16 protein-coding genes and 2 pseudogenes are annotated in these 19270 nt (G+C 61.9%); 12 read left to right on the top strand and 6 right to left on the bottom strand.

Translation table 11 applies throughout. The features are described from left to right. Window positions 1-51: 51 nt before the first annotated feature. Window positions 52-372 (bottom strand): annotated as a pseudogene (locus tag FIU28_RS19615) (integrase core domain-containing protein); the annotation flags it as partial. Between the two features lie 91 nt (window positions 373-463). On the opposite strand from FIU28_RS19615, the pseudogene FIU28_RS19610 reads away from it, so the two are divergent. Continuing rightward, a pseudogene (locus tag FIU28_RS19610) lies at window positions 464-1033 on the top strand (transposase); the annotation flags it as partial. A 205-nt stretch (window positions 1034-1238) separates the two neighbouring features. Here the strand turns inward: FIU28_RS19610 and FIU28_RS19605 are convergent. After that, on the bottom strand, window positions 1239-2186 hold the full coding sequence (locus FIU28_RS19605; RefSeq protein WP_210245420.1) for an alpha/beta fold hydrolase: 948 nt from the start codon (window positions 2184-2186) through the stop codon (window positions 1239-1241). Between the two features lie 115 nt (window positions 2187-2301). Continuing rightward, window positions 2302-3273: an NAD(P)H-binding protein gene (locus FIU28_RS19600; RefSeq protein ID WP_143576298.1), complete on the bottom strand. Its 972-nt coding sequence runs from the start codon at window positions 3271-3273 to the stop codon at window positions 2302-2304. Window positions 3274-3647: 374 nt separating this feature from the next. Between FIU28_RS19600 and FIU28_RS19595 the strand changes: the two genes are divergently transcribed. After that, complete coding sequence (locus tag FIU28_RS19595) at window positions 3648-3965, top strand: cyclophilin-like fold protein (RefSeq protein WP_143574831.1); 318 nt, start codon at window positions 3648-3650, stop codon at window positions 3963-3965. A gap of 239 nt (window positions 3966-4204) precedes the next feature. Here the strand turns inward: FIU28_RS19595 and FIU28_RS19590 are convergent, their stop codons facing one another. Next, a complete protein-coding gene (locus tag FIU28_RS19590; RefSeq protein ID WP_246660742.1) occupies window positions 4205-5395 on the bottom strand; it encodes an FAD-dependent oxidoreductase in 1191 nt (396 codons plus the stop codon). A 33-nt stretch (window positions 5396-5428) separates the two neighbouring features. Beyond that, on the bottom strand, window positions 5429-6367 hold the full coding sequence (locus tag FIU28_RS19585) for a tripartite tricarboxylate transporter substrate binding protein (protein ID WP_210245571.1): 939 nt from the start codon (window positions 6365-6367) through the stop codon (window positions 5429-5431). Between the two features lie 101 nt (window positions 6368-6468). Between FIU28_RS19585 and FIU28_RS19580 the strand changes: the two genes are divergently transcribed. The 5 genes from FIU28_RS19580 (at window position 6469) to FIU28_RS19560 (ending at window position 13591) form a co-directional block, all read left to right on the top strand. Next, complete coding sequence (locus tag FIU28_RS19580) at window positions 6469-7365, top strand: IclR family transcriptional regulator (protein WP_246660741.1); 897 nt, start codon at window positions 6469-6471, stop codon at window positions 7363-7365. A gap of 88 nt (window positions 7366-7453) precedes the next feature. Then, window positions 7454-9055 (top strand): FAD-dependent monooxygenase, encoded by a 1602-nt coding sequence (locus tag FIU28_RS19575; protein WP_143574829.1) that lies wholly within the window; start codon window positions 7454-7456, stop codon window positions 9053-9055. A gap of 69 nt (window positions 9056-9124) precedes the next feature. After that, window positions 9125-10858, top strand: coding sequence for a thiamine pyrophosphate-requiring protein (locus tag FIU28_RS19570; protein ID WP_143574828.1), 1734 nt, complete (start codon window positions 9125-9127; stop codon window positions 10856-10858). A 33-nt stretch (window positions 10859-10891) separates the two neighbouring features. Beyond that, window positions 10892-11890 (top strand): Bug family tripartite tricarboxylate transporter substrate binding protein, encoded by a 999-nt coding sequence (locus FIU28_RS19565; protein ID WP_143574827.1) that lies wholly within the window; start codon window positions 10892-10894, stop codon window positions 11888-11890. Window positions 11891-11911: 21 nt separating this feature from the next. After that, window positions 11912-13591, top strand: a complete 1680-nt coding sequence (locus FIU28_RS19560; RefSeq protein WP_143574826.1) for an FAD-dependent monooxygenase — start codon at window positions 11912-11914, stop codon at window positions 13589-13591. Window positions 13592-13680: 89 nt separating this feature from the next. Here FIU28_RS19560 and FIU28_RS19555 read toward each other — a convergent pair whose 3' ends face one another. Next, window positions 13681-14583 (bottom strand): LysR family transcriptional regulator, encoded by a 903-nt coding sequence (locus tag FIU28_RS19555; protein WP_143574825.1) that lies wholly within the window; start codon window positions 14581-14583, stop codon window positions 13681-13683. 157 nt (window positions 14584-14740) lie between these two features. Between FIU28_RS19555 and FIU28_RS19550 the strand changes: the two genes are divergently transcribed. From FIU28_RS19550 to FIU28_RS19530, 5 genes are read left to right on the top strand one after another with little or no spacing between them, the layout of a single operon-like run. Continuing rightward, on the top strand, window positions 14741-15949 hold the full coding sequence (locus tag FIU28_RS19550) for an amino acid ABC transporter substrate-binding protein (protein ID WP_143574824.1): 1209 nt from the start codon (window positions 14741-14743) through the stop codon (window positions 15947-15949). Between the two features lie 27 nt (window positions 15950-15976). Next, the gene (locus FIU28_RS19545) at window positions 15977-16843 is read left to right on the top strand and encodes a branched-chain amino acid ABC transporter permease (protein ID WP_143574823.1); all 867 of its coding nucleotides are present in this window, start codon (window positions 15977-15979) and stop codon (window positions 16841-16843) included. Then, window positions 16840-17775, top strand: coding sequence for a branched-chain amino acid ABC transporter permease (locus tag FIU28_RS19540; RefSeq protein ID WP_143574822.1), 936 nt, complete (start codon window positions 16840-16842; stop codon window positions 17773-17775). Before FIU28_RS19545 ends, FIU28_RS19540 begins: the two co-directional genes overlap by 4 nt. Window position 17776: 1 nt before the next feature. After that, the gene (locus tag FIU28_RS19535) at window positions 17777-18529 is read left to right on the top strand and encodes an ABC transporter ATP-binding protein (protein ID WP_143576295.1); all 753 of its coding nucleotides are present in this window, start codon (window positions 17777-17779) and stop codon (window positions 18527-18529) included. A 4-nt stretch (window positions 18530-18533) separates the two neighbouring features. Continuing rightward, the gene (locus tag FIU28_RS19530) at window positions 18534-19253 is read left to right on the top strand and encodes an ABC transporter ATP-binding protein (RefSeq protein ID WP_143574821.1); all 720 of its coding nucleotides are present in this window, start codon (window positions 18534-18536) and stop codon (window positions 19251-19253) included. Window positions 19254-19270: the final 17 nt, after the last annotated feature.

Below are 19270 nucleotides of genomic sequence, written 5' to 3'. Positions count from 1 at the left end.
TGGATGTTCGTGCACGGGCGGCTTGGGTGCCAGCGCGGTCGGCGTATATGATCAGGGTTGCGAAATCGACCGCGCGATCATTGCGGGCACGAAGACCTCTGGGGCTGGTGGCCTATAACCCAGCGAGCCGTGAGTGCGGACGGTATTTTTATGCCGACGCCAGCTTTTAATCACGATCCTGGCCTCAGCCAGTGAGTAGAAGATGTCGCAGTCCAAAAGCTCGTCGCGAAGCCGGGCGTTGAATGACTCGATGAAGCCATTCTCCCATGGGCTGCCTAGCATGATCTAGGCGGTCTTCGCATCCACCGCCGCGATCTAGTCTTGCACAGCTTTTGCAATGAGCTCCGGGCCGTTTTCAGAGCGAATGTGTCCGGCACACCGAGCGCCTCGCACAACCAATCCGCCGGCCAGAACCCCCGGTGCTTCGAAATGAAACCGAACTTCACATCGATTCCTTCGCGAAGTAGAGGCCGAGGTTGCAGACTTTCTCGGCAGGCATACCGATTTGAAGACCGCGGACGGGCACCAGCGGGTCGTGCGCCACGGTCACCTGCCGGAACGCGAGGTGATGACCGGTATCTGTCCGGTCGTCGTCCGCCAGCCGCGTGTGCGCGATCGCGAGGAAGGCGCTACCGACCCCGCCCGCATCCGGTTCTCGCCGTCGATCCTGCCGCCCTACATGCGCCGCTCGAAGTCTATCGAGACGCTGCTGCCGATCCTTTACCTGAAGGGCATCTCGAACGGCGACTTCTCGGAGGCGCTGGCAGCGCTGCTCGGCAAGGATGCTGCCGGGTTGTCTGCATCTGCCATCGGCCGCCTAAAGGACGGCTGGCTCGACGAGCACATCACGTGGCAGAGGCGCGATCTGTCGGCGAAGCGCTACGTCCACATCTGTGCTGATGGCATCCATCTCCAGGCACGCCTCGAAGACGAAAAGAAGTGCATCCTGGTGCTGATCGGCGCGACCCCGGAAGGCCGCAAGGAACTGGTCGGCTTCACCGATGGCGCCCGCGAGAGCGCGCAGGACTGGCGGATCGCCTTGTCCGCCAGTTCGGCCTGACCGCCGAGGTAATTCGCCTCTAAAATCACCGCTACGTCCTTGAGGTTGTGAACAGTGATCGAAGCGATCTGCGGGGCAGTACGGCCGGCGAACGCCAGCCTGGTGACGGCGGTTCCACGAAGGTCGTGAAAATGCAGATCGAAATCGCCGAGGTTCGCCCGGTCGAACGCCTTTCGGCTCAAGGCGTCGCGCCGGACAGGAAGATTTCTACCGGAGCGATTGAAGTGACCGGGTCCTCCTCGAAGGGCACGTGGCCGAGGTTGGGCAAGCGTACCAGGCGCGCGTGGGGCATGTATCGCAGGTAATCGGCCGCGTTGCTGATGGGGATCATGGCATCCTTTTCGCCCCAGAGGAGCAGCGTCGGGGTCTGAATGCCGGCCAGGGTCGGGGCGGGATCGCGCAGGATCACCTGGCCCATCCTTGCGAGGATCGCAGGTCGCACGCCGGGAGCCCGCATCATGTCGCGATAGCGGGTCAGTGTCGCCTCGCTCAGGGCCTCCGGGTTGGCATAGGCGGGAGCCAGATTTGCCTTCAGCAGGCCGCGCGGCGCGACGTAGGGCAGCGCCTGCATCATCAATGGCGTCTCGCTGACCCTGTCGTATTCGAAACCCGGGCTCGCGAAGCCGTCCGGCGAGACCAGCACCAGGCGCGTGACGCGGTGGGGGTTCAGGGCGGCGAAGTTCCAGGCGATGCGTCCACCGAGAGAATTGCCAATGAGGCTGGCCCGGTCGATTCCCAATTGGTCCATCAAGCCGGTCAGGATCTTGATAGCACGCGCGTCTGTGTAGTCGCCTGTGGGGTCGGGGCCGGTCAGGCCAAAGCCGGGCAGGTCAAACCGGATAACCCTGAAGCGCGCCGACAGCGCCTGCGCCCATGGCTCCCAGGTGTCCAGGCTGGCGCCGAAGCCGTGCAGGAGGATCACCGCCGCTGCGTCGCGCGGGCCGGTGTCGCGCAGGCGCAGACGCAAATCATCGACGCTCCGATAGTCGCCGGGATAGGCGGCTTCCAGGACGGCGCGGGGCTTGTCGGGGGCGTACAGCCACAGCGCCAGGGCGACGATTCCGACAGCGGCCACGCCTGCTGCCCAAGCGAATATCATCGGGGTGATTTTCCTTTTGCTGGCCAAAACGCGGCTCCTGATATTTGCAAGTTCAGACAGGCGTATCACGATGCAAAAAAGGCGTGGGATGCTCGCGAGCGAAGGGGGGTCATAGATTGGTTCGTCTCATGGCTCTGCCGCCCTAGAAGACGGCATGGTCCCCGCGCTCGGGCGCTTCGGCGCCGGCCAGAACCGAACGATAAAAGTCGAATAGCGTCTCGGTTCCTGTCGAGGGCGTGGCAGCGGCATCATAAGCCCCGGTCTGCGGATCCAGTACCAGCATCGATTCGGTCGCATAATAGCGGCCGATCCTTGCCAGTTCAGCCTTGTCGGCCAGTGCTGGCGCGATACGGCCAAGCATTCCGAGGCCGCCGATGATGGCGTCGAGCAGGGCCACCGGGACGCGCTTGAATTTGGGTGCACGACCAAGCAGCGAGAACAGGGCCTCGCCCTGCTGGCGCGGCGTGATCGCCTCGCCCGGGCCACCGATCGGCAGGATCCGGTTCCACCGGCTCTCATTCTCCAGGCAGCCCGCGAGGTAGTCAGCCAGATCGGTGTCACTGATGGGCTTGCACGCTGTCAGGGTCCCGTCGCCGAACACCAGGAAGGGCTGTCCGCGCCGCACGCGCTCGATCTGGCCAGACAGCGACTTGAAGAATGCGGTCGGCCGCACGATGGAATAGCGCAGCCCCGACTCGATCAGCGCCGCCTCGAAAGCCAGTTTGGCACGCTGAAAGGTGAGGAGCGGCTTTTGCACGCAGATGGCGGAAAGCTGCACGAAGTGAACGATGCCGGCCTGCCGCGCTGCGTCCAGCACGTTGATGTGGGCGCGATGGTCGATCGCCCAGGCGTCGTTGGGCGCGCCGGTGCGCGAGGCCATGCAGGATACCACGGCATCGAACCGCTCGCCTGCAAACCCGTCGCGGGACAGCGAAACGGGATCGGTGGGGTCCGCCACCCTGACTGTGGCTCCGGCGAACAGCCTCGCCATATCCGCTGGCGTGATCGATCCGCCGACGCCGGAACGCGCCCGGACGAAACAGATGACGTCGTGTCCGCGTCGCACCAGTGCGGCTACCGTGGAGCGACCGATGGTCCCGGTGGCTCCGAGCACACAGACGCGTTGGCGCAACTTCAAGCCGGATGAGGCCGGCGTCGCCGCTGCGGCGAGGGAACGAATAGATGCCGATTCCGGAGCAACACTATCTATGCCGTTCAAAATGGTCACCGTCGAACTAGCCTGAGCGTCGTCGCGTCAAACCTGCCAAGCAAATTCAGGAGTCGATCGCGGACATTACTGGTATTATGAGCAGCGAAATTCGATCGCGCAACGCTGATCGCAGTTTCGATGGTCACGGCATCAGGCTGCAAGGCGCCGACAGCCAAGGCCGAGCCGGGTGCGCCGATGGTGGCTGGCATGACACGAGACGCCCCGCTTGAACGTGGAAGAGGCCGCATAAACGTAAGAATCGTGGCCGGGGAAAGAATCTGGCGGCTACGTCAGATGACAGCCCCGCCGCCCGGGACTTTGCGACCTTGCTGCCGCTCGACATTAACCTCGAGAATTATGCCTCAACCGAAAAGATCAGCAATCTTCCAGAGTCGTCGTCGATCGATGGGGCACCGGTTGGCATCACGCCGGTGGTCGGAGAGATCGCTTACTACGCGCCGTGGGGAAACCTGGCGATCTTCTATCGAGACTTTCAATATTCACGCGGTCTCATCAAACTCGGATCGGTGAAATCCGGCATCGAAGTCCTGGCACGTCGTGGCGCGCATCGCGTGAAGATCGAACGTGTCGATTGATCTGGGTGAGGTCTAGGACATCTCGAAATTAAGTCGCTTGGGCTTTGCCGTGATCGAATGTCTTCAAGGACGAAATCATGCAGGCGAGCGGTCTCGCGACGAAAGCTTCTAACAATCCGGCGAACCGGCTGCATCTGGCGCCAAGCGGACACTCAAATCCGCACCAACCATAGATGCAGGCGTAGGGATCAGATCGGAGTATTATTCCGCCAAGTGTTCATCGTGCACAAAGATGGCCGTCAGCCTCCGCCAACTGCGTCGAACGCGAAAAGCCAGTTATATCGCTCGCGGACCTTTGCCTCATTCCATTGGGCTGACACATATTGGTTCGCGTCTTCGGCCTCCATCAATCGTTCGTTATGGAAGATCTCGCGGTTTCGCTCCGCCGCGATGACGCAGCGATTGGCGCGCATGACACGTTCGGCCTCATAGTTCGCGAAGGCGGTCACGAAATCGTTGCGGTTAGCTGCAAGGACTCGGGCCAGCGTGATCGCGTCCTCGATAGCCATGACCGCGCCCTGTGCCATGAACGGCAACATCGGGTGGCAGGCGTCGCCGACGAGGACCACGCGTCCGGCCGACCATCGCGCCATTGGTGGGCGGCTCATCAATGCCCATCGGTAATGCACGTCGATATTGTCGATCAGCGCGTGGACGTCGGGATGCCATCCCGCGAAGTCGGCGGCGCATTCGTCGCGCGTGCCTTTGGCCGTCCATGATTCAGTTTCCCACCCCGTGCGTTCGACGACGCCGACAAAATTGAAGAGCTCTCCTCGTCGGAGGGGATAGGTCACGACGTGACGGCCGGGGCCGACCCAGTTTGTCCCGACGTCGCGCTGGATATGCGGCGGCAGACGCGAAGAAGGAATGACGCCGCGCCAGGCCATGCAGCCGGTGAAATGCGCCGGTCCTGCGCCGAAAACGGCCGACCTGACGACTGAATGGATGCCATCGGCGCCGATCAGGACATCGCCGCTGATGCTTTCGCCACTCGAAAGCGAGACCGTCACGGCATCGGCGCGGTTGTCGACAGCGACGACGCCGGTGCCCTGAACGATCGCGTCTGGATCGAGCTGCCTCACAGCGTTCGCCAGCGTCGTATGCAGGTCGCCGCGATGGACCATCAAATAGGGAAAGCCATATTCGGCGACAGACATGGCCCCGAGGTCGAAGAGCGACCAGGTCTCGCCGCTGTTCCACAGGCGAATCGTCTTGGCCGTCGGCTCGACAGCAAGGCGACGCAGCGCGTCGAGTACGCCGAGGGATGCGAGCACCCGCGTTCCGTTCGGACTGATCTGCACGCCAGCGCCGGTCGCGCGTAATGTTTCTTCCTGCTCGCAGATAGTGACGCGAAGTCCGCGCTGCATCAGCGCAATCGCGGTGCAAAGCCCTGCGATGCCAGCTCCCGCAATCAAGACTCGCCTCATCATGATCGGGTATCCTGTGACTGCGGCCGGATTAGACTATTCCGAGGTGATCTCGGCATCCTTGACGACCTTGGCCCAGCGCTGGCGATCCCTCGCGATCAGCGCCGCCAACTGATTCGGTGGCCCGCCGCGGGCGATCAGGCCCTGCTTATCGAGAAGCTCCTTCACGTTCGGCTGGTTCAGTATCCTGTTGAACTCGGCATTGTAGCGGTCGATGATCGCCTTCGGCGTACCAGCGGGAGCGAGGACGCCGTACCACAGATCGACGTCGAAATCGGCAACGCCCTCCTCCGCAAGTGTCGGCACCTTCGGCGCCTGTGGCGCGCGCGACTTGCTGCCAACGGCGAGGATGCGGATCTGTCCGCCTTCTGCGAGAGGCAGCGCGGTGTGTATCGGTAGAAACATGGCCGACACATGCCCGCCCGCAAGATCCTTCACGGCGCCAGCTGAACCCGGATATGGAATATGCGTCAGCTTGACCTGCGCCGTCAGCTTGAACAGTTCCATGGCCAGATGTTGCGGCGTGCCGCGGCCGGGTGATGCGTAGTTGATCTCGCCCGGTTTGCCGCGCGCTCGCGCAACAAGTTCGGCAAGCGTGGTGACGTTGAGCGAGGGATGCACGACCAATGCGAGCGCTCCGGTTGCGATCTCCGCGATCGGCGCAAAACTTTTCTCGGGATCATAGGGAAGCGCACGATAGAGGCTCGCATTCATCACGAATGTATTGACCGTCACCAGCAAGGACTGGCCATCCGGCGCCGCGCGGGCCGCAGCGTCGGTGCCAATATTGCCGCTGGCGCCTGCCTTGTTCTCGACAATCACCGGCTGATTCCAGCGTTGGCGTAGCTCCTCGCTGAGTAGGCGCGCGAGCAGGTCAGGACCCGTGCCCGGTGAAAACGGCACATTGAGGCGGATGGGTTGCTGCGACGACCCCTGAGCAAAGCCTGGCCTGACCGCGAGGGGCGTCAGGGCCATGAGCCCGAGTATCGTGCGACGTGAATGTCTTGCGGACATGCGTTTCCTCGTTGTCATGGCCGCCGATGATCCCCGGCTGGCAAAAAATGACAAAGTCTCTTATGGTGAGATTTTTGATATTATGCGCTTATCCTGTTGGCCAGTTCAAGGTTGATTATGATCATTCGGAAAAAGTATCTGCCCTGCGCGCTGCCACCGGCACCGGACAGGAGCGGACCGATGATGCGTCTCGCGGCATGAAACCAAGCAACAGTCTGGAACGGGTACTCGCCGTCCTCGAGGTATTCTCGGAGCAGCGACTGGAGTGGACGTCCGAGGATCTAATGGCGCATCTCGGCTATAGCCGCCCCACGCTCTATCGATACCTGAAAATCCTCAAGGATGCCGGCCTTCTGATGTCGTCGCGAAATGCTGGGGTGACGCTGGGGCCGAAGGTCGTCGAGATGGACTATCTCGCCCGGCGATCGGACGCGCTTGTGCTGTCGGGGCAGCCGCATCTGAAAGCGCTGACGGCGCGCTACGCCTGCAATGCCATGATCTTGCGCTGGTACGGAAACAAGATCCTGTGTGTGGTGTCCGAAACGTCCGCAAAGAACCTCGTCAGTTCCTATCCGCGTGGCCGCCCGATGCCACTCGGCCGCGGAGCGATCGCACGTTCGATCATGGCGTATCTGCCGCGCGCGCGCCTGGTGCCGCTGATCGAGCAGAATCTCGACGACCTGCGGTCCGTCGGACTCGGCATGACTGTCGAAGAGGTCCGCCAGAGCATGAAGCGCGTGCGAAAGGCGGGATATGCGGTCGCGTTCGGTGAAGTCACCGCAGGCGCCGTCGGCATCGCCGCGCCGGTCCTCGACGACCGCGGGGCACCGATCGCCAGCATCTGCGTGACGATCGCAGGAGGAATGGTGGACGGCGCCGGTATTGACCGCATTGCCTACGATGTCAAAGCGGTCGCCACGGAGATGTCTTCGACCTACGGCCAGACTCAAAATCCATAGAAATCTCACAATGTAAGATTATCATTGACTTCAGTTTGTCGCTGTTATCCCTTGACGGCAACGGGTTCAAGAAGTGGGCAGGCGAGGAATGACGGTCGGGACATTGTCTTCACCTCGGGTGATCATTGTCGGGGGAGGGCCGGTCGGCCTTGGACTGGCCATCGATCTGGGACAGCGCGGCGTGCGATGCGCCCTGATCGAGAAATACGAGAGCCCGCAGCCGATTCCGAAAGGTCAGAACCTGACCCAGCGGACGCTGGAGCACTTTCATTTCTGGGGCGCCGAGCCGGCGCTGCGGGCAGCGCGCACGATCCCGCGTGACTACGGCATCGGCGGCATGACCGCCTATGGCACGCTGCTTAGCGATTACCGCCACGACTGGCTCCAGCGGGAATTGGTGCGCCCTTTCTATTTCACAGACAATGAGCGGTTGCCGCAATATGCAACCGAGGCCGTTTTGCGCAAGCGGCTCAGCGAGCTATCCTCGGTTGAGACGCTGTATGGCTGGAGTGCCGAGTCCGTGACACAGGACGAGGATGGCGTCGCAGTTGTGCTCCGCGGACGAGGGACCGGGGATACGCGCCAACTGCAGGCGGAGTATGTTATCGGTTGCGACGGCAGCCGCTCATTTGTCCGGGATGCGAGCGGCATCACCCAGACCAAATCGGATCACGATCGGTTGATGGTGCTTCTCGTGTTCCGTTCCGAAGGGCTGCACAAACTGCTCGAACGCTACCCGAACAAGTCGTTTTACAATGTTCTGCATCCCGATCTGAAAGGCTATTGGCGCTTTTTCGGCCGTGTCGATCTCGGCACGACGTGGTTCTTCCACGCGCCGGTGCCGATGGGCACCACCAAGGACAACTTCGATTTCCGCGCGCTGCTTTATGAGGCGGTCGGCGCGGAGTTTGACGTCGCGTTCGATCATGTCGGTTTCTGGGAGCTGCGCGTCGCGACCGCCGACCGCTACCGCAACGGCCGCGTGTTCGTTGCCGGTGACGCCGCCCACAGCCATCCGCCATATGGCGGCTATGGCATCAATACCGGCCTCGAAGACGCCGCCAATCTCGGATGGAAACTGACGGCCGTCCTGCAGGGCTGGGCCGGCCCGGCATTGCTGGACAGCTATGATAGCGAGCGGCGCCCGGTATTCGTGTCGACCGCACGCGACTTCATCGAGAAGGCGATCGAGAGCGACCGCGATTTTCTTGCCGCTTATGATCCCGCAACTGACAAAGCGGCTTTCGAGGCCGAATGGCAGGCGCGGTCGTCCGGCGCCCGCTCGGAGGTGCAGTCGTTCGAGCCTAACTATGAGGGATCACCCCTTGTAACTGGGGCGCACGGCCGCTCGCCGAGCGCCATTGGCGCCCATGAATTCGTTGCACGTGCGGGGCATCATCTGGCGCCATATCGCATGGCTTCGGGCCGCGACGTCTATGACGAACTGGGAACGGGTTTCACGCTGATCGATCTCGGTGCCGTTCCGGAATTCGTGACGAAATTCAAGTCGGCTGCAGACGCGTGCCGCGTGCCGTTGAAGATCGTGACGGAGCCAAGCGACGCGGCGCAAGCGCATTACAACGCAAGCCTGATCCTGGTGCGGCCCGATCAATTCGTTGCGTTCAGCACGAATGATGCGTCGAGTGATGCCCGAGACGTGTTGCAACGGGCGATCGGCAATACTGGCTGAACGAACGCGATTGCGACCGACACGACGACGCCGGGAACACGGCGCGAATCTAAAGGGGAGTACCAAGGAATGAGCCGTCACAGCGCTGCGCATTTTTTCCTTGAAGGGCTCGTCGACCTCGGCGTCGAATATATATTCGCCAATCTGGGTACCGACCATGTCTCGCTGATCGAGGAGATTGCGCGCTGGGACGCTGAGGGCCGCCAGCATCCCGAGGTCATTCTCTGCCCGCATGAGATCGTCGCGGTGCATATGGCGGGCGGTTACGCGCTCGCGACCGGACGGGGCCAGGCCGTTTTCGTGCATGTCGATGCCGGCACCGCCAATGCCTGCATGGCGATCCAGAATCTGTTCCGCTATCGGCTTCCGGTGATGCTGTTCGCAGGCCGCGCGCCGTTCACGCTGCATGGCGAGTTGCCGGGATCGCGCGATACATATGTGCACTTCGTGCAGGATCCGTTCGACATTGCCAGTATCGTCCGTCCCTACGTCAAATGGGAGTACTCGCTTCCGTCGGGCGTCGTCGTGAAGGAGGCGCTGGCGCGCGCCAGCGCTTTCATGCAGAGCGCGCCCCCTGGACCCGTCTACATGATGCTGCCGCGCGAGACGCTGGCGGAAGAGTGGGATACCGAGCAGATGCCGACCTACGCGTCCGCGCGCTACGGCAGCGTCGAACTCGGCGGCATCGATCCGGAACGCATTGATAAGATCGCACGCCGCTTGATGGCGGCCAATAAGCCGATCGCGATCACCGCCTATCTTGGACGCAAGATTGAAGCCGTGAAAAATCTTGAAGCGCTTGCGCTCGCCTGCGGTATCCGTGTCGTCGAATTCAATTCGATCGACTTCAACATTTCGCAGGCGTCGCCGTGTTTCGCCGGCTTTGATCCGCAACCCGTTCTCGACGACGCCGATCTAGGTTTTCTGCTCGATACCGACGTGCCGTTCATTCCGCAATACGCTAGGCGCTTTGCCGAGATTTACTGGATTCAGGTCGATGAAGATCCGCTCAAGGCGGATTTTCCTATGTGGGGTTTTCCGACAGATCTGCGCATCCAGGCTGACTGCGCTGCGGTCTTGCTCCAAGTGCTCGAACGCGTGCAGTCGCTGGCGGACGACACCTATCGCAAGACGGTTGCGAAACGGATGGCGAGCTGGGACGACGCCCGCGCTGCCCGCGCGGCCAAGAGCAAATCCGCCGCCGCGGCGCAAGGAACGGTGGGCAGCCTCAGCGCGGCCTATGTTCTTGCCGCGCTGAACGATAAACTGTCATCGCAGGACGTCGTCATTAACGAGGCGATCCGCAATGGCCCAATTGTGCAGGAGCAGATCGTTCGCACGACTCCGAAGAGCTATGTAGGTCTCGCTGGCGGTGGCCTAGGCTTTTCAGGCGGTATGGCGCTCGGGCTGAAGCTCGCGCAGCCAACCCGGCGCATTGTCCAGATCATCGGCGACGGTGGCTTCCACTTTTCTTCGCCGGATTCGGTCTATGCCGTCGCGCAGCAATACCAACTTCCGATCTTCACCGTCGTGCTCGACAATGGCGGCTGGCAGGCCGTGAAGTCGTCCGTGCAGCGTGTCTATCCCAAGGGCGCCGCGGCTGCCGGCAACAACTTCCAATCGCGATTGCGTTCTGGACGGCAGGACGAACGGCGAAGTTTTTCCGAGGTTGCGCGGGCGTTTGGCGCCCATGGCGAGCATGTGAGAGATCCGGAAGTACTGGCGGGTGCAATCGATCGTTGTCTCGCCGTTGTTGATGGCGGTCGCGCCGCCGTGTTGCACGTCGAAATCACCCCGCTTTGAGGGGCAAGCGGCCGTCAGAGCCGTTCAGATTTTATGATCAATCGGGAGGATAACATGAGAGCCGGATCTATTGCCGCGTTGTTGTGCCTAGTTCTCGCATCGCCTGTTACGATCGCCGGAGCATCGGATGAGGCGAGCGGCTATCCGAATCGCCCGATACGCCTCGTCGTCGGCTTCACCGCCGGCGGCGGCAACGACATCATCGCCCGCGTAGTCGGGCAAAGGTTGTCGGAGAGCCTCGGTCAGCCTGTCATCGTCGAAAACAAGCCGGGCGCCGGCGCAGTTATCGCCACCGAATTCGTCGCGCGATCCGCGCCCGATGGCTATACGCTGCTGATAGGTGCGAGCGGCGCGATGGTCATAAATCCCGCCGTATATGAGAAGCTCAATTACGACACGCTGCGCGATTTCGCTCCGATCTCGGAACTGGGCTCGTTTCCGCTGATGCTGATCGTCAAGGCGTCTTCGCCGTTCAAGTCCGTCGCTGATCTGGTGACTTATGCAAAAGCTAACCCTGGGAAGGCGAATTATTCGTCGTCGTCTGCTGCCTTCCAGCTTGCGACCGAACTCTTTAAGCAGAAAACTGGCGCGCCGATGCAGATGATTCCCTACAAGGGTGCCAATGAAAGCGTCACGGCCGTGATCGCCGGTGACGTCATGGCGAGCATCGCCGATGCCGGCCCGGTGATGGGCCAGGTCACCGGAGGCGAGGCGCGCGCACTTGCGGTCGCCGCGCCCAAACGGATTGCGGAACTTCCCGATGTGCCGACGATGAAAGAAGCCGGCGTGGACTTCGAGGCCGTGCTGTGGAGTGGGGTCTTCGCGCCGAAAGCAACGCCACCTGCCATCGTCAAGAAGCTGCAGGACGAATTCGTCCGAATCGCGCGGATGCCGGACGTGGTCGCGCGTCTCAAGATCCTGAGCATCGATTCCGTCGGCAGCACGTCCGCGGAATTCACCCGGATCATCGCCGCTGACATCGACCGCTGGGTTGCAGTGGCGCGCGCCGGGAACATCAGGTTGACGCAATAGCTTTAAAGCAGAGGGCCGGTCATGAGCGACGATCGTATTCGTCTGAAAGCTGACGTCGTGGTTGTTGGCGCGGGACCGGTCGGGCTCACGCTCGCGATCGATCTGGCGTGGCGTGGCGTCAAGGTGATCGTCGTCGAAAGCCGCTCCCGCGGTGAACCGCCGAGCGTGAAGTCGAACCACGTGTCGGCGCGATCGATGGAGATCTTCCGTAGGCTTCGCGTCGCCGGAAAAGTGCGCGACGCCGGTCTGCCTGCGGATTATCCCAACGACATCGCCTATCGCACCGCTTTTCTCGGACGTGAGATTACGCGGATTCCGATTCCTTGCCGCGCGAACCGCTATACCGCCAAAGGCGGCCCCGACACTGAGTGGCCGACCGCGGAGCCGCCGCATCGAATCAACCAGATTTATCTGGAGCCGGTGCTGTTTGCGCATCTCGAAGCGATGTCGAATGCGCAGATCCTTTCAGCGACCACGCTGACGGATTTTGCGCAATCTGAACAGGGCGTGCTGGCGCGCGCGACGGACACGCAGGGCAGGGTGGTTGAGATCGCCTGCACCTACCTGGTGGGCTGTGATGGCGGCCGCTCCGGGGTCCGGAAGGCCATCGGCGCGACGTTGAGCGGCGACGCGGCCCTTCAGTATGTTCAGTCTAGCTATATTCGTGCGCCAAGCCTGCTGTCGATGTTGCTTGATAATGGCGGCGTGCCAGCCTGGGCCTCCTTCTCGCTCAATCCGCAACAGTCGGGCAACGTCTATGCAATCGACGGCAAAGAGACCTGGCTGGTTCACGTCTATCTCAAACCCGGCTTGACTGACTTCGACGCTGTCGATCGTGACCAGGCGATCCGCACTGTTCTCGGCGTCGACGGAACATTTGCGTACGATCTCCTGAGCAAGGAGGACTGGATCGGTCGCCGGCTGATCGCCGACCGCCTGCGGCGCGACCGCGTCTTCATCTGCGGCGACTCCGCCCATCTTTGGGTGCCTTATGCCGGTTATGGCATGAATGCAGGGATCGCCGACGCTGCGAACCTGGCGTGGCTCTTGGCGGCGCGCCTTGCGGGCTGGGGCGCCGAGGAGATTCTTGCAGCTTACGAAGCCGAACGGCTGCCGATCACTGAACAGGTGTCGCATTTCGCGATGAACCACGCCCATGCCATGACCAAAGCCCGTGGAGCAATCTCGTCCCAGATCGACGCAGAAGGGCCGGAGGCCGATGCTTATCGCGCCTCGATCGCGAGATCGACCTACGATCTCAACGTTCAGCAATATTGCTGTGCAGGTCTCAATTTCGGTTACTATTACGAACGATCACCGTTGATACTTTACGACGACGAGCCTGCTCCGCCTTACGCCATGGGCGAATTCACGCCGTCCACCGTACCGGGCGCCCGCGTACCGCATTTCATGCTCGCTGACGGGCAATCGCTATATGATGCGTTTGGTCACGGCTACACCCTGTTGCGCTTCGATCCAACCGTGGATGTGACTGCGTTAATTGGAGCGGCGGACAGAACGGGCGTTCCGATCGACCTCCTCGACATATCCGCTGCGTGTGTACCCGATGTTTACCGGCAAAAGCTCCTGCTGGCCCGCCCAGACCAGCACGTCGCCTGGCGTGGCGATCAGCCCCCTGCGGATCCAGAGGCGCTCGTCAATGCTATCCGAGGAGCAGGAACGAGTCACGCTACTGAGTGACCGCTGTTGGCGGATATTGTTCCAAGCGGCCGTAGGCCCCAATCAAGGGTAACCCAGCGTTTAGGCCTCGCGGATGCTGCCAAGCGATCTCAATCTTCCGCTTCCTTCATCTTTGCGATCAGCCGCTCAGCGACCAGCCGCGTCGACGGCGAGGCAGTGCGCGCGGCCAGCTGCACCAGCGTGACCTGCGTCGCTTCGAGCCGCTTGTCGCGCAGCGGGATCGCGACCAGCGTGCCGGCCTTGATCGAGGGCATCGCCGTGTCGCGCGGCAGGAAGGTCGCGAGTTCGGTGCGCGCCACGACGGTCTGCGCGAAAGCCAGTGAATTGGTTTCATTGCAGACCTCGAGGTGCACACTGGCCTGCGCGCAGGCCTTGTCGAGCTCCTGCCGAATGCCGAACGACGGATCGGGTACCACCACGCGCAGCCCGGCGAGATCGTTCATGCTGCACGATGTCCGGCCTGCCAAGGCATGCTCTGGCGCCACGATCAGGTGCACCGACTGCCGCATCCGTGCCAGCTCGATCAGGTCGCGCCGCGGCGCGCGGCCAAAGATCAGGCCGAGATCGACCTCGTTCTGGCCGACCATCTCGGCAACGTCGCGCGATCCAACCGCAGTTACGGACATCGAAATCCCCGGATAATCGCGCGAAAGGCCAACAAAGAAGTCCGGCAGGAAGCTCGCCAGCATACCCTCGACGGTGGCGATCTTGACCTGGCCGCGGCGCAGCGAGTCGAATTCTTCGACTCGGCTGCGCAGGCCGTCGAGCTGGGTGCGGTTCTCGACGGCGTAGCGGTACAGCACGTGGCCAGCGTCGGTCAGGTTCATGCCGCGCGCGCCGCGCTCGAACAGCTTCACCGACAGCTCTTCCTCCAGCCCCTGGACCTGCCGGCTGATCGCTGACGGCGCGATCCGCAGCGAAGCAGCGGCCTGCTTGATCGAACCGCACTCGGTGACCATCCGGAAATAGCGTACGGCAGTGGATTCGATCATGAGCTACGCCTTGGTTCGGCTGCCCCATATTCCAGCAGCAGTTGACTAGCGTTCTGATTTTCAGTCCGCTTGCGTCGAAATTCAATGCTTTTATTGGAAATCTGGATTTGCAATGCTTTTGCCAGACACGCCCACCCGTCCTTGATGGAGAATATGGATGTATCGTCCCTGGCTCGTCCGCATCTCAGGCTCGCTGCTGCTGGCGATCGCCAGCCTCGGCGCTTCATCCCTGGCTTCCGCCCAGGACGTCATCCGCTTCGGCGCGCCGTTGCCGATCACCGGGCCGCTGGCGCCGGAAGCCGTCAAGCAGCAGCAGGGCTACGATCTCTGGGCCGAACAGGCCAACAAGGCCGGCGGCATCGACGTCGGCGGCAAGAAATACAAGGTCGAGATCGTCTACTCGGATTACCAGTCCAACACCCCGCGTTCGGTGCAGGCTACCGAGCAGATGATTACGCAGGATAAGGTGAATTTCATGTTCGGCCCGTTCGGCTCGGGAGCCGCCAAGGCCGCCAGCACGATCGCCGAAAAATACAAGATGCCGATGCTGGCCGCGACCGCGTCTTCCTCGCAGGTGTACGACCAGAATTACAAATATCTGTTCGGCACTTTCACGCCTAATGACACTCTGACCACGCCACTGACGCAGTTGGTCAAGGCCAAGGCTCCGGACGTCAAGAAGGTCGCCATTCTCGCGCGCAACGACCTTTTCCCGCTCGCGATTGCGCAGGAAATGGAAAAATCGGCTAAGGCCAACGGGCTGGAAGTCGTTTATTCCGAGAAATATGCGATCAACACGCTCGATCATTCCGCGACGCTGTCGCAGATCAAATCGCTGTCGCCGCAATGGATCTTCATCACCGGCTACACCAACGATCTATTGCTGATCCGCAAGCAGATGGTCGATCAGCAGATGAAGGCCGGCGTTGTCACCATGATCGCGGGGCCGGCCTATCAGGAGTTTATCGAATCGGCAGGTCAGAGCGCGGAGAACATTTCCAGCGCGTCGTGGTGGCATCCGGCCGAGCAATATGCCGGCAAGGACATCTTCGGTACCACCGCCAATTTTGTGAAGCTGTTCAAGGACAAGTACAAGCTCGAGCCGGACTATGCGCACGCTTCGGCGGCCGTTTGCGGTGCTCTGTTTCAGATGGCAATCGAACGTGCCGGATCGCTCGACCGCGATAAGGTGCGCGATGAACTCGCCAAGATGGACGTCGTGACCTTCTGGGGGCCGGTGAAATTTGGTAGCAACGGCCAGATCAATTCCCTCGAGCCGCCGGTCTTCCAGATCCAGGGCGGCAAGCCGGTAGTGCTGTTCCCGGATGCCATCAAGCAGGGCGAATTCAAGCTAGGCGTGAACTAAGCGCCGAATTCGCCCTGAGGAATCGACATGCTGGCAGTCCAGGTCCTGATCAACGCTTTGGTGCTGGGCTGCCTCTATGCCTGTATCGCGATCGGCTTTTCTCTGGTTTGGGGCGTACTCAACGTCATCAACCTGATCCACGGCTCGTTCATCGTGCTCGGCGCCTATCTGGCGTGGGGCGCCTATCAATGGGCGGGGATCTCGCCGTGGTACGCGCTGCTGTTCGCAGCACCTTTGTTCTTTGCCTTTGGCTACCTGCTGCAGCGGCTGCTGCTCAATCGCGTGATCTCCGCCCCGGTGCTGGTGACGCTGACGCTGACTTTCGGCCTCGACCTGATCCTCAACAATGCGATGATCTATTACTTCAAGGCTGATTACCGCAAACTGACGCTCAGCCCGCCGACCGGCTCGATCTCGCTGTTCGATGTGGTCGTCCCCGTCGATCGCCTGATCGCTACGGCCTCGGCGCTGGCGCTGACCGTGCTGCTCTATCTGCTGCTGCGCCGTTCCAAAGTCGGCCGCGCCATCGTCGCCGTGCGGCTCGACCGGGACGCCGCGGTGCTTATGGGCGTCGACTTCAAATCTATTTATGCCATCGCCTTCGGGCTCGGCGCCGCGCTGGCCGGCTGCGCCGGCGTGCTGATGGCACTTATCTTCCCGATCTCGCCGCTGACCTCGTCGGCTTATCTAGGCAAGGCGTTCGTCGTCTGCGTACTCGGCGGGCTGGGCTCGGTGTCCGGTGCGCTGGCGGGCGGCCTGCTGCTGGCGCTGGTAGAGGGCATCGGCTCGGTCTATCTCGGCCCGGCGCATGCGACCACGTTGTCCTTCGTGTTGCTGATCGTCTTCCTTGTCGTTCGCCCGCAAGGCTTGCTTGGCCGAAAGGGTTTCGAATGACCCGGATCAGTATCGCCCTTCTGCTGCTGATCGCCTGCGTCGCCTCGCTGCCGCTGTTCGGCGGTGCCTATGCGCTGCGGCTCGGCACCATCGCCTGCATGTACGCGGTGTTCGCGTTGTCGTGGAACATCGTCGGCGGCTTTGCGGGTTATCCGTCCTTCGCCACCGCGGCATTCTTCGGCGTTGGCGCCTATGCAACTGGCATCCTGCTCAACAAGGGTATGCCGCTGACCGTCGCATTGGTAGCCACGCTGGTGGCGTCGTTCCTGCTGGCTGGGGCGCTCGGCGCCGTGCTGTTGCGGCTGCGCGGGCACTACTTCGCCATCGCCAGCCTCTCTTTGGTCGAGGTGTTCCGCGAACTGGTCAACAACGCCACCGACCTGACCGGCGGCGGCATGGGGCTGAACATCCCGCTCACCTCCGGCGCCGGTATTCTCGCCGACGCGACCTTCTTCTTCTACGCGATGTGGGGCCTGCTGGTGCTCACGGCCTTGGTCGTCATCGTGATCGCCGCTTCCAAACTCGGCTTCGGCCTGAGCTGTATCCTGCAGAACGAGACAGCGTCCAACATGGTCGGCCTCAACGCCACGCTCTACAAGAGTATCGCCTTCGGTCTCTCTGCCTGTTTCGTAAGCTGTGCCGGCGGTATTTATGCGGCCTGGGTGCACTACATCGATCCGTCGGACGTATTCGACATCCTGTATTCGGTGAAGCCGATCGTGATGGCGCTGATGGGTGGGCTCGGCTCGCCGTTTGGCGTGGTGTGCGGCGCGTTTCTCTATCTCGGTCTCGAGGAGGTCGTGTGGCGCAACTACATCCAGATCCATTCCGGCGTGCTTGGCGTGCTTATCATCATCCTACTGCTGTTCCTGCCGCATGGCCTGATCTCGCTGCGGCGAGGCATGTTCTGGCGGAAGGCAAAGCATGTCTGAGATGCCCCACGAAATCCTGCACCTGAGCAACGTCTCGCGAAACTTCAGCGGACTGAAGGCGCTGAGCGACGTGTCGATCTCCGTTACCAAGGGCGAAGTGCTCGGCCTGATCGGCCCGAACGGGGCCGGGAAGACCACGCTGGTCAATACCATCTGCGGCGTCACGCCGGCCAGCTCCGGCATCGTCACCTTCGACGGCCGCGACATCACGAAGATCAAGACCTACCAGGCGGCGCGGCTCGGCCTGTCGCGCACCTTCCAGATCGTGCAGCCGTTCGCCGAATTCACCGCGCTCGACAATGTCGCCGCGGCTGCCCTGTTTTCGCAGCCCGGCGAGAGCCTGAAATCGGCCCGCGAGGAAGCCCGAGCGCATCTCGCCTTCGTCGGCCTTGAGGCGCAGGCCGACCGGTTGGCGGCGACGCTGACGCTGGCGATGCGCAAGCGGCTCGAACTGGCGAAGGCGCTGGCGATGAAGCCGAAGCTGCTGTTTCTCGACGAGGTCAATGCCGGCCTGAACAGCGCTGAGGTCGAACGCGCTACCAGACTAATTCATCAGCTCGCCGCCTCAGGCATCACGATCGTGATGATCGAACATCTCATGAAGGTGGTGCTCAACGTCTGCACCCGTATTGCCGTGCTGCATAACGGCCAGTTGATCGCCGACGGCCAGCCCCGCGACGTCATCAAGAATCCTGCCGTGATCGACGCCTATCTCGGCCAGCAATATGCAAAACGGAACGCCGCCCGTGGATAGACCCATGATCCTTGAACTCAGCCAGGTCCGCGCCGGCTACGGCGAGATCCAGGTGTTGTGGGGCATCGACATGGCGGTGCGAGCCGGTCAGATCACGGCGCTGATCGGCTCCAACGGTGCCGGCAAGACCACCCTGATGCGCGCGCTATCCGGCCTGATCCCGATCCTGTCCGGCAAGTTCTTTTCCGAGGGCGAGGATCTGTCGACCGCGACAGCGGGGAAAATCCTCGCGCATGGCATCGTGCATGTGCCCGAAGGCCGCCGGCTGTTCGGCGCCATGAGCATCGAGGACAATCTGCTGATGGGCTCCTATTCGCGCTCGGTTACCCGCGCCGTGATCAACCGCGACCTGGACCGCGTCTACACCACGTTTCCGAAACTCCGCGAGCGTCGCAACCAGGCAGCGGCGACCTTGTCCGGCGGCGAGCAGCAAATGTGCGCCATCGGCCGAGGCCTGATGAGCGCGCCGCGGCTGCTGATGATCGACGAATTGTCGCTCGGCTTGTCGCCTCTGCTGGTGGAGCAACTGGTGGCGGCGCTGCGCGGACTGAATGCCGAGGGCATGTCGATCCTGCTGGTCGAGCAGGACGTTACCACCGCGCTCGACCTCTGCCATTCCGCCTACATCATGGATATGGGCCGCATCGTGCGCACCGGGCAGGGCGCCGAACTGCTGGCTGATCCCATCATTCGCGACGCCTATCTCGGCGTCCTCGAAGACTAACCTCCATTCACTGCAAA

This window comes from Tardiphaga sp. vice154 (assembly GCF_007018645.1).
In the GTDB taxonomy this organism is placed as follows: domain Bacteria; phylum Pseudomonadota; class Alphaproteobacteria; order Rhizobiales; family Xanthobacteraceae; genus Tardiphaga.
Note: the sequence above shows the minus strand (reverse complement) of the source record. Positions and strands in the feature narration are given on the sequence as shown.

Bases quoted from the DNA above. Each gene is read 5' to 3' on its own strand.
- FIU28_RS19590 (WP_246660742.1), bottom strand. From the start codon at position 5,395: ATGATGAGGCGAGTCTTGATTGCGGGAGCTGGCATCGCAGGGCTTTGC.
- FIU28_RS19585 (WP_210245571.1), bottom strand. From the start codon at position 6,367: ATGGCCCTGACGCCCCTCGCGGTCAGGCCAGGCTTTGCTCAGGGGTCG.
- FIU28_RS19580 (WP_246660741.1), top strand. From the start codon at position 6,469: ATGGTGAGATTTTTGATATTATGCGCTTATCCTGTTGGCCAGTTCAAG.
- FIU28_RS19575 (WP_143574829.1), top strand. From the start codon at position 7,454: ATGACGGTCGGGACATTGTCTTCACCTCGGGTGATCATTGTCGGGGGA.
- FIU28_RS19570 (WP_143574828.1), top strand. From the start codon at position 9,125: ATGAGCCGTCACAGCGCTGCGCATTTTTTCCTTGAAGGGCTCGTCGAC.
- FIU28_RS19565 (WP_143574827.1), top strand. From the start codon at position 10,892: ATGATCAATCGGGAGGATAACATGAGAGCCGGATCTATTGCCGCGTTG.
- FIU28_RS19560 (WP_143574826.1), top strand. From the start codon at position 11,912: ATGAGCGACGATCGTATTCGTCTGAAAGCTGACGTCGTGGTTGTTGGC.
- FIU28_RS19555 (WP_143574825.1), bottom strand. From the start codon at position 14,583: ATGATCGAATCCACTGCCGTACGCTATTTCCGGATGGTCACCGAGTGC.
- FIU28_RS19550 (WP_143574824.1), top strand. From the start codon at position 14,741: ATGTATCGTCCCTGGCTCGTCCGCATCTCAGGCTCGCTGCTGCTGGCG.
- FIU28_RS19545 (WP_143574823.1), top strand. From the start codon at position 15,977: ATGCTGGCAGTCCAGGTCCTGATCAACGCTTTGGTGCTGGGCTGCCTC.
- FIU28_RS19540 (WP_143574822.1), top strand. From the start codon at position 16,840: ATGACCCGGATCAGTATCGCCCTTCTGCTGCTGATCGCCTGCGTCGCC.
- FIU28_RS19535 (WP_143576295.1), top strand. From the start codon at position 17,777: ATGCCCCACGAAATCCTGCACCTGAGCAACGTCTCGCGAAACTTCAGC.
- FIU28_RS19530 (WP_143574821.1), top strand. From the start codon at position 18,534: ATGATCCTTGAACTCAGCCAGGTCCGCGCCGGCTACGGCGAGATCCAG.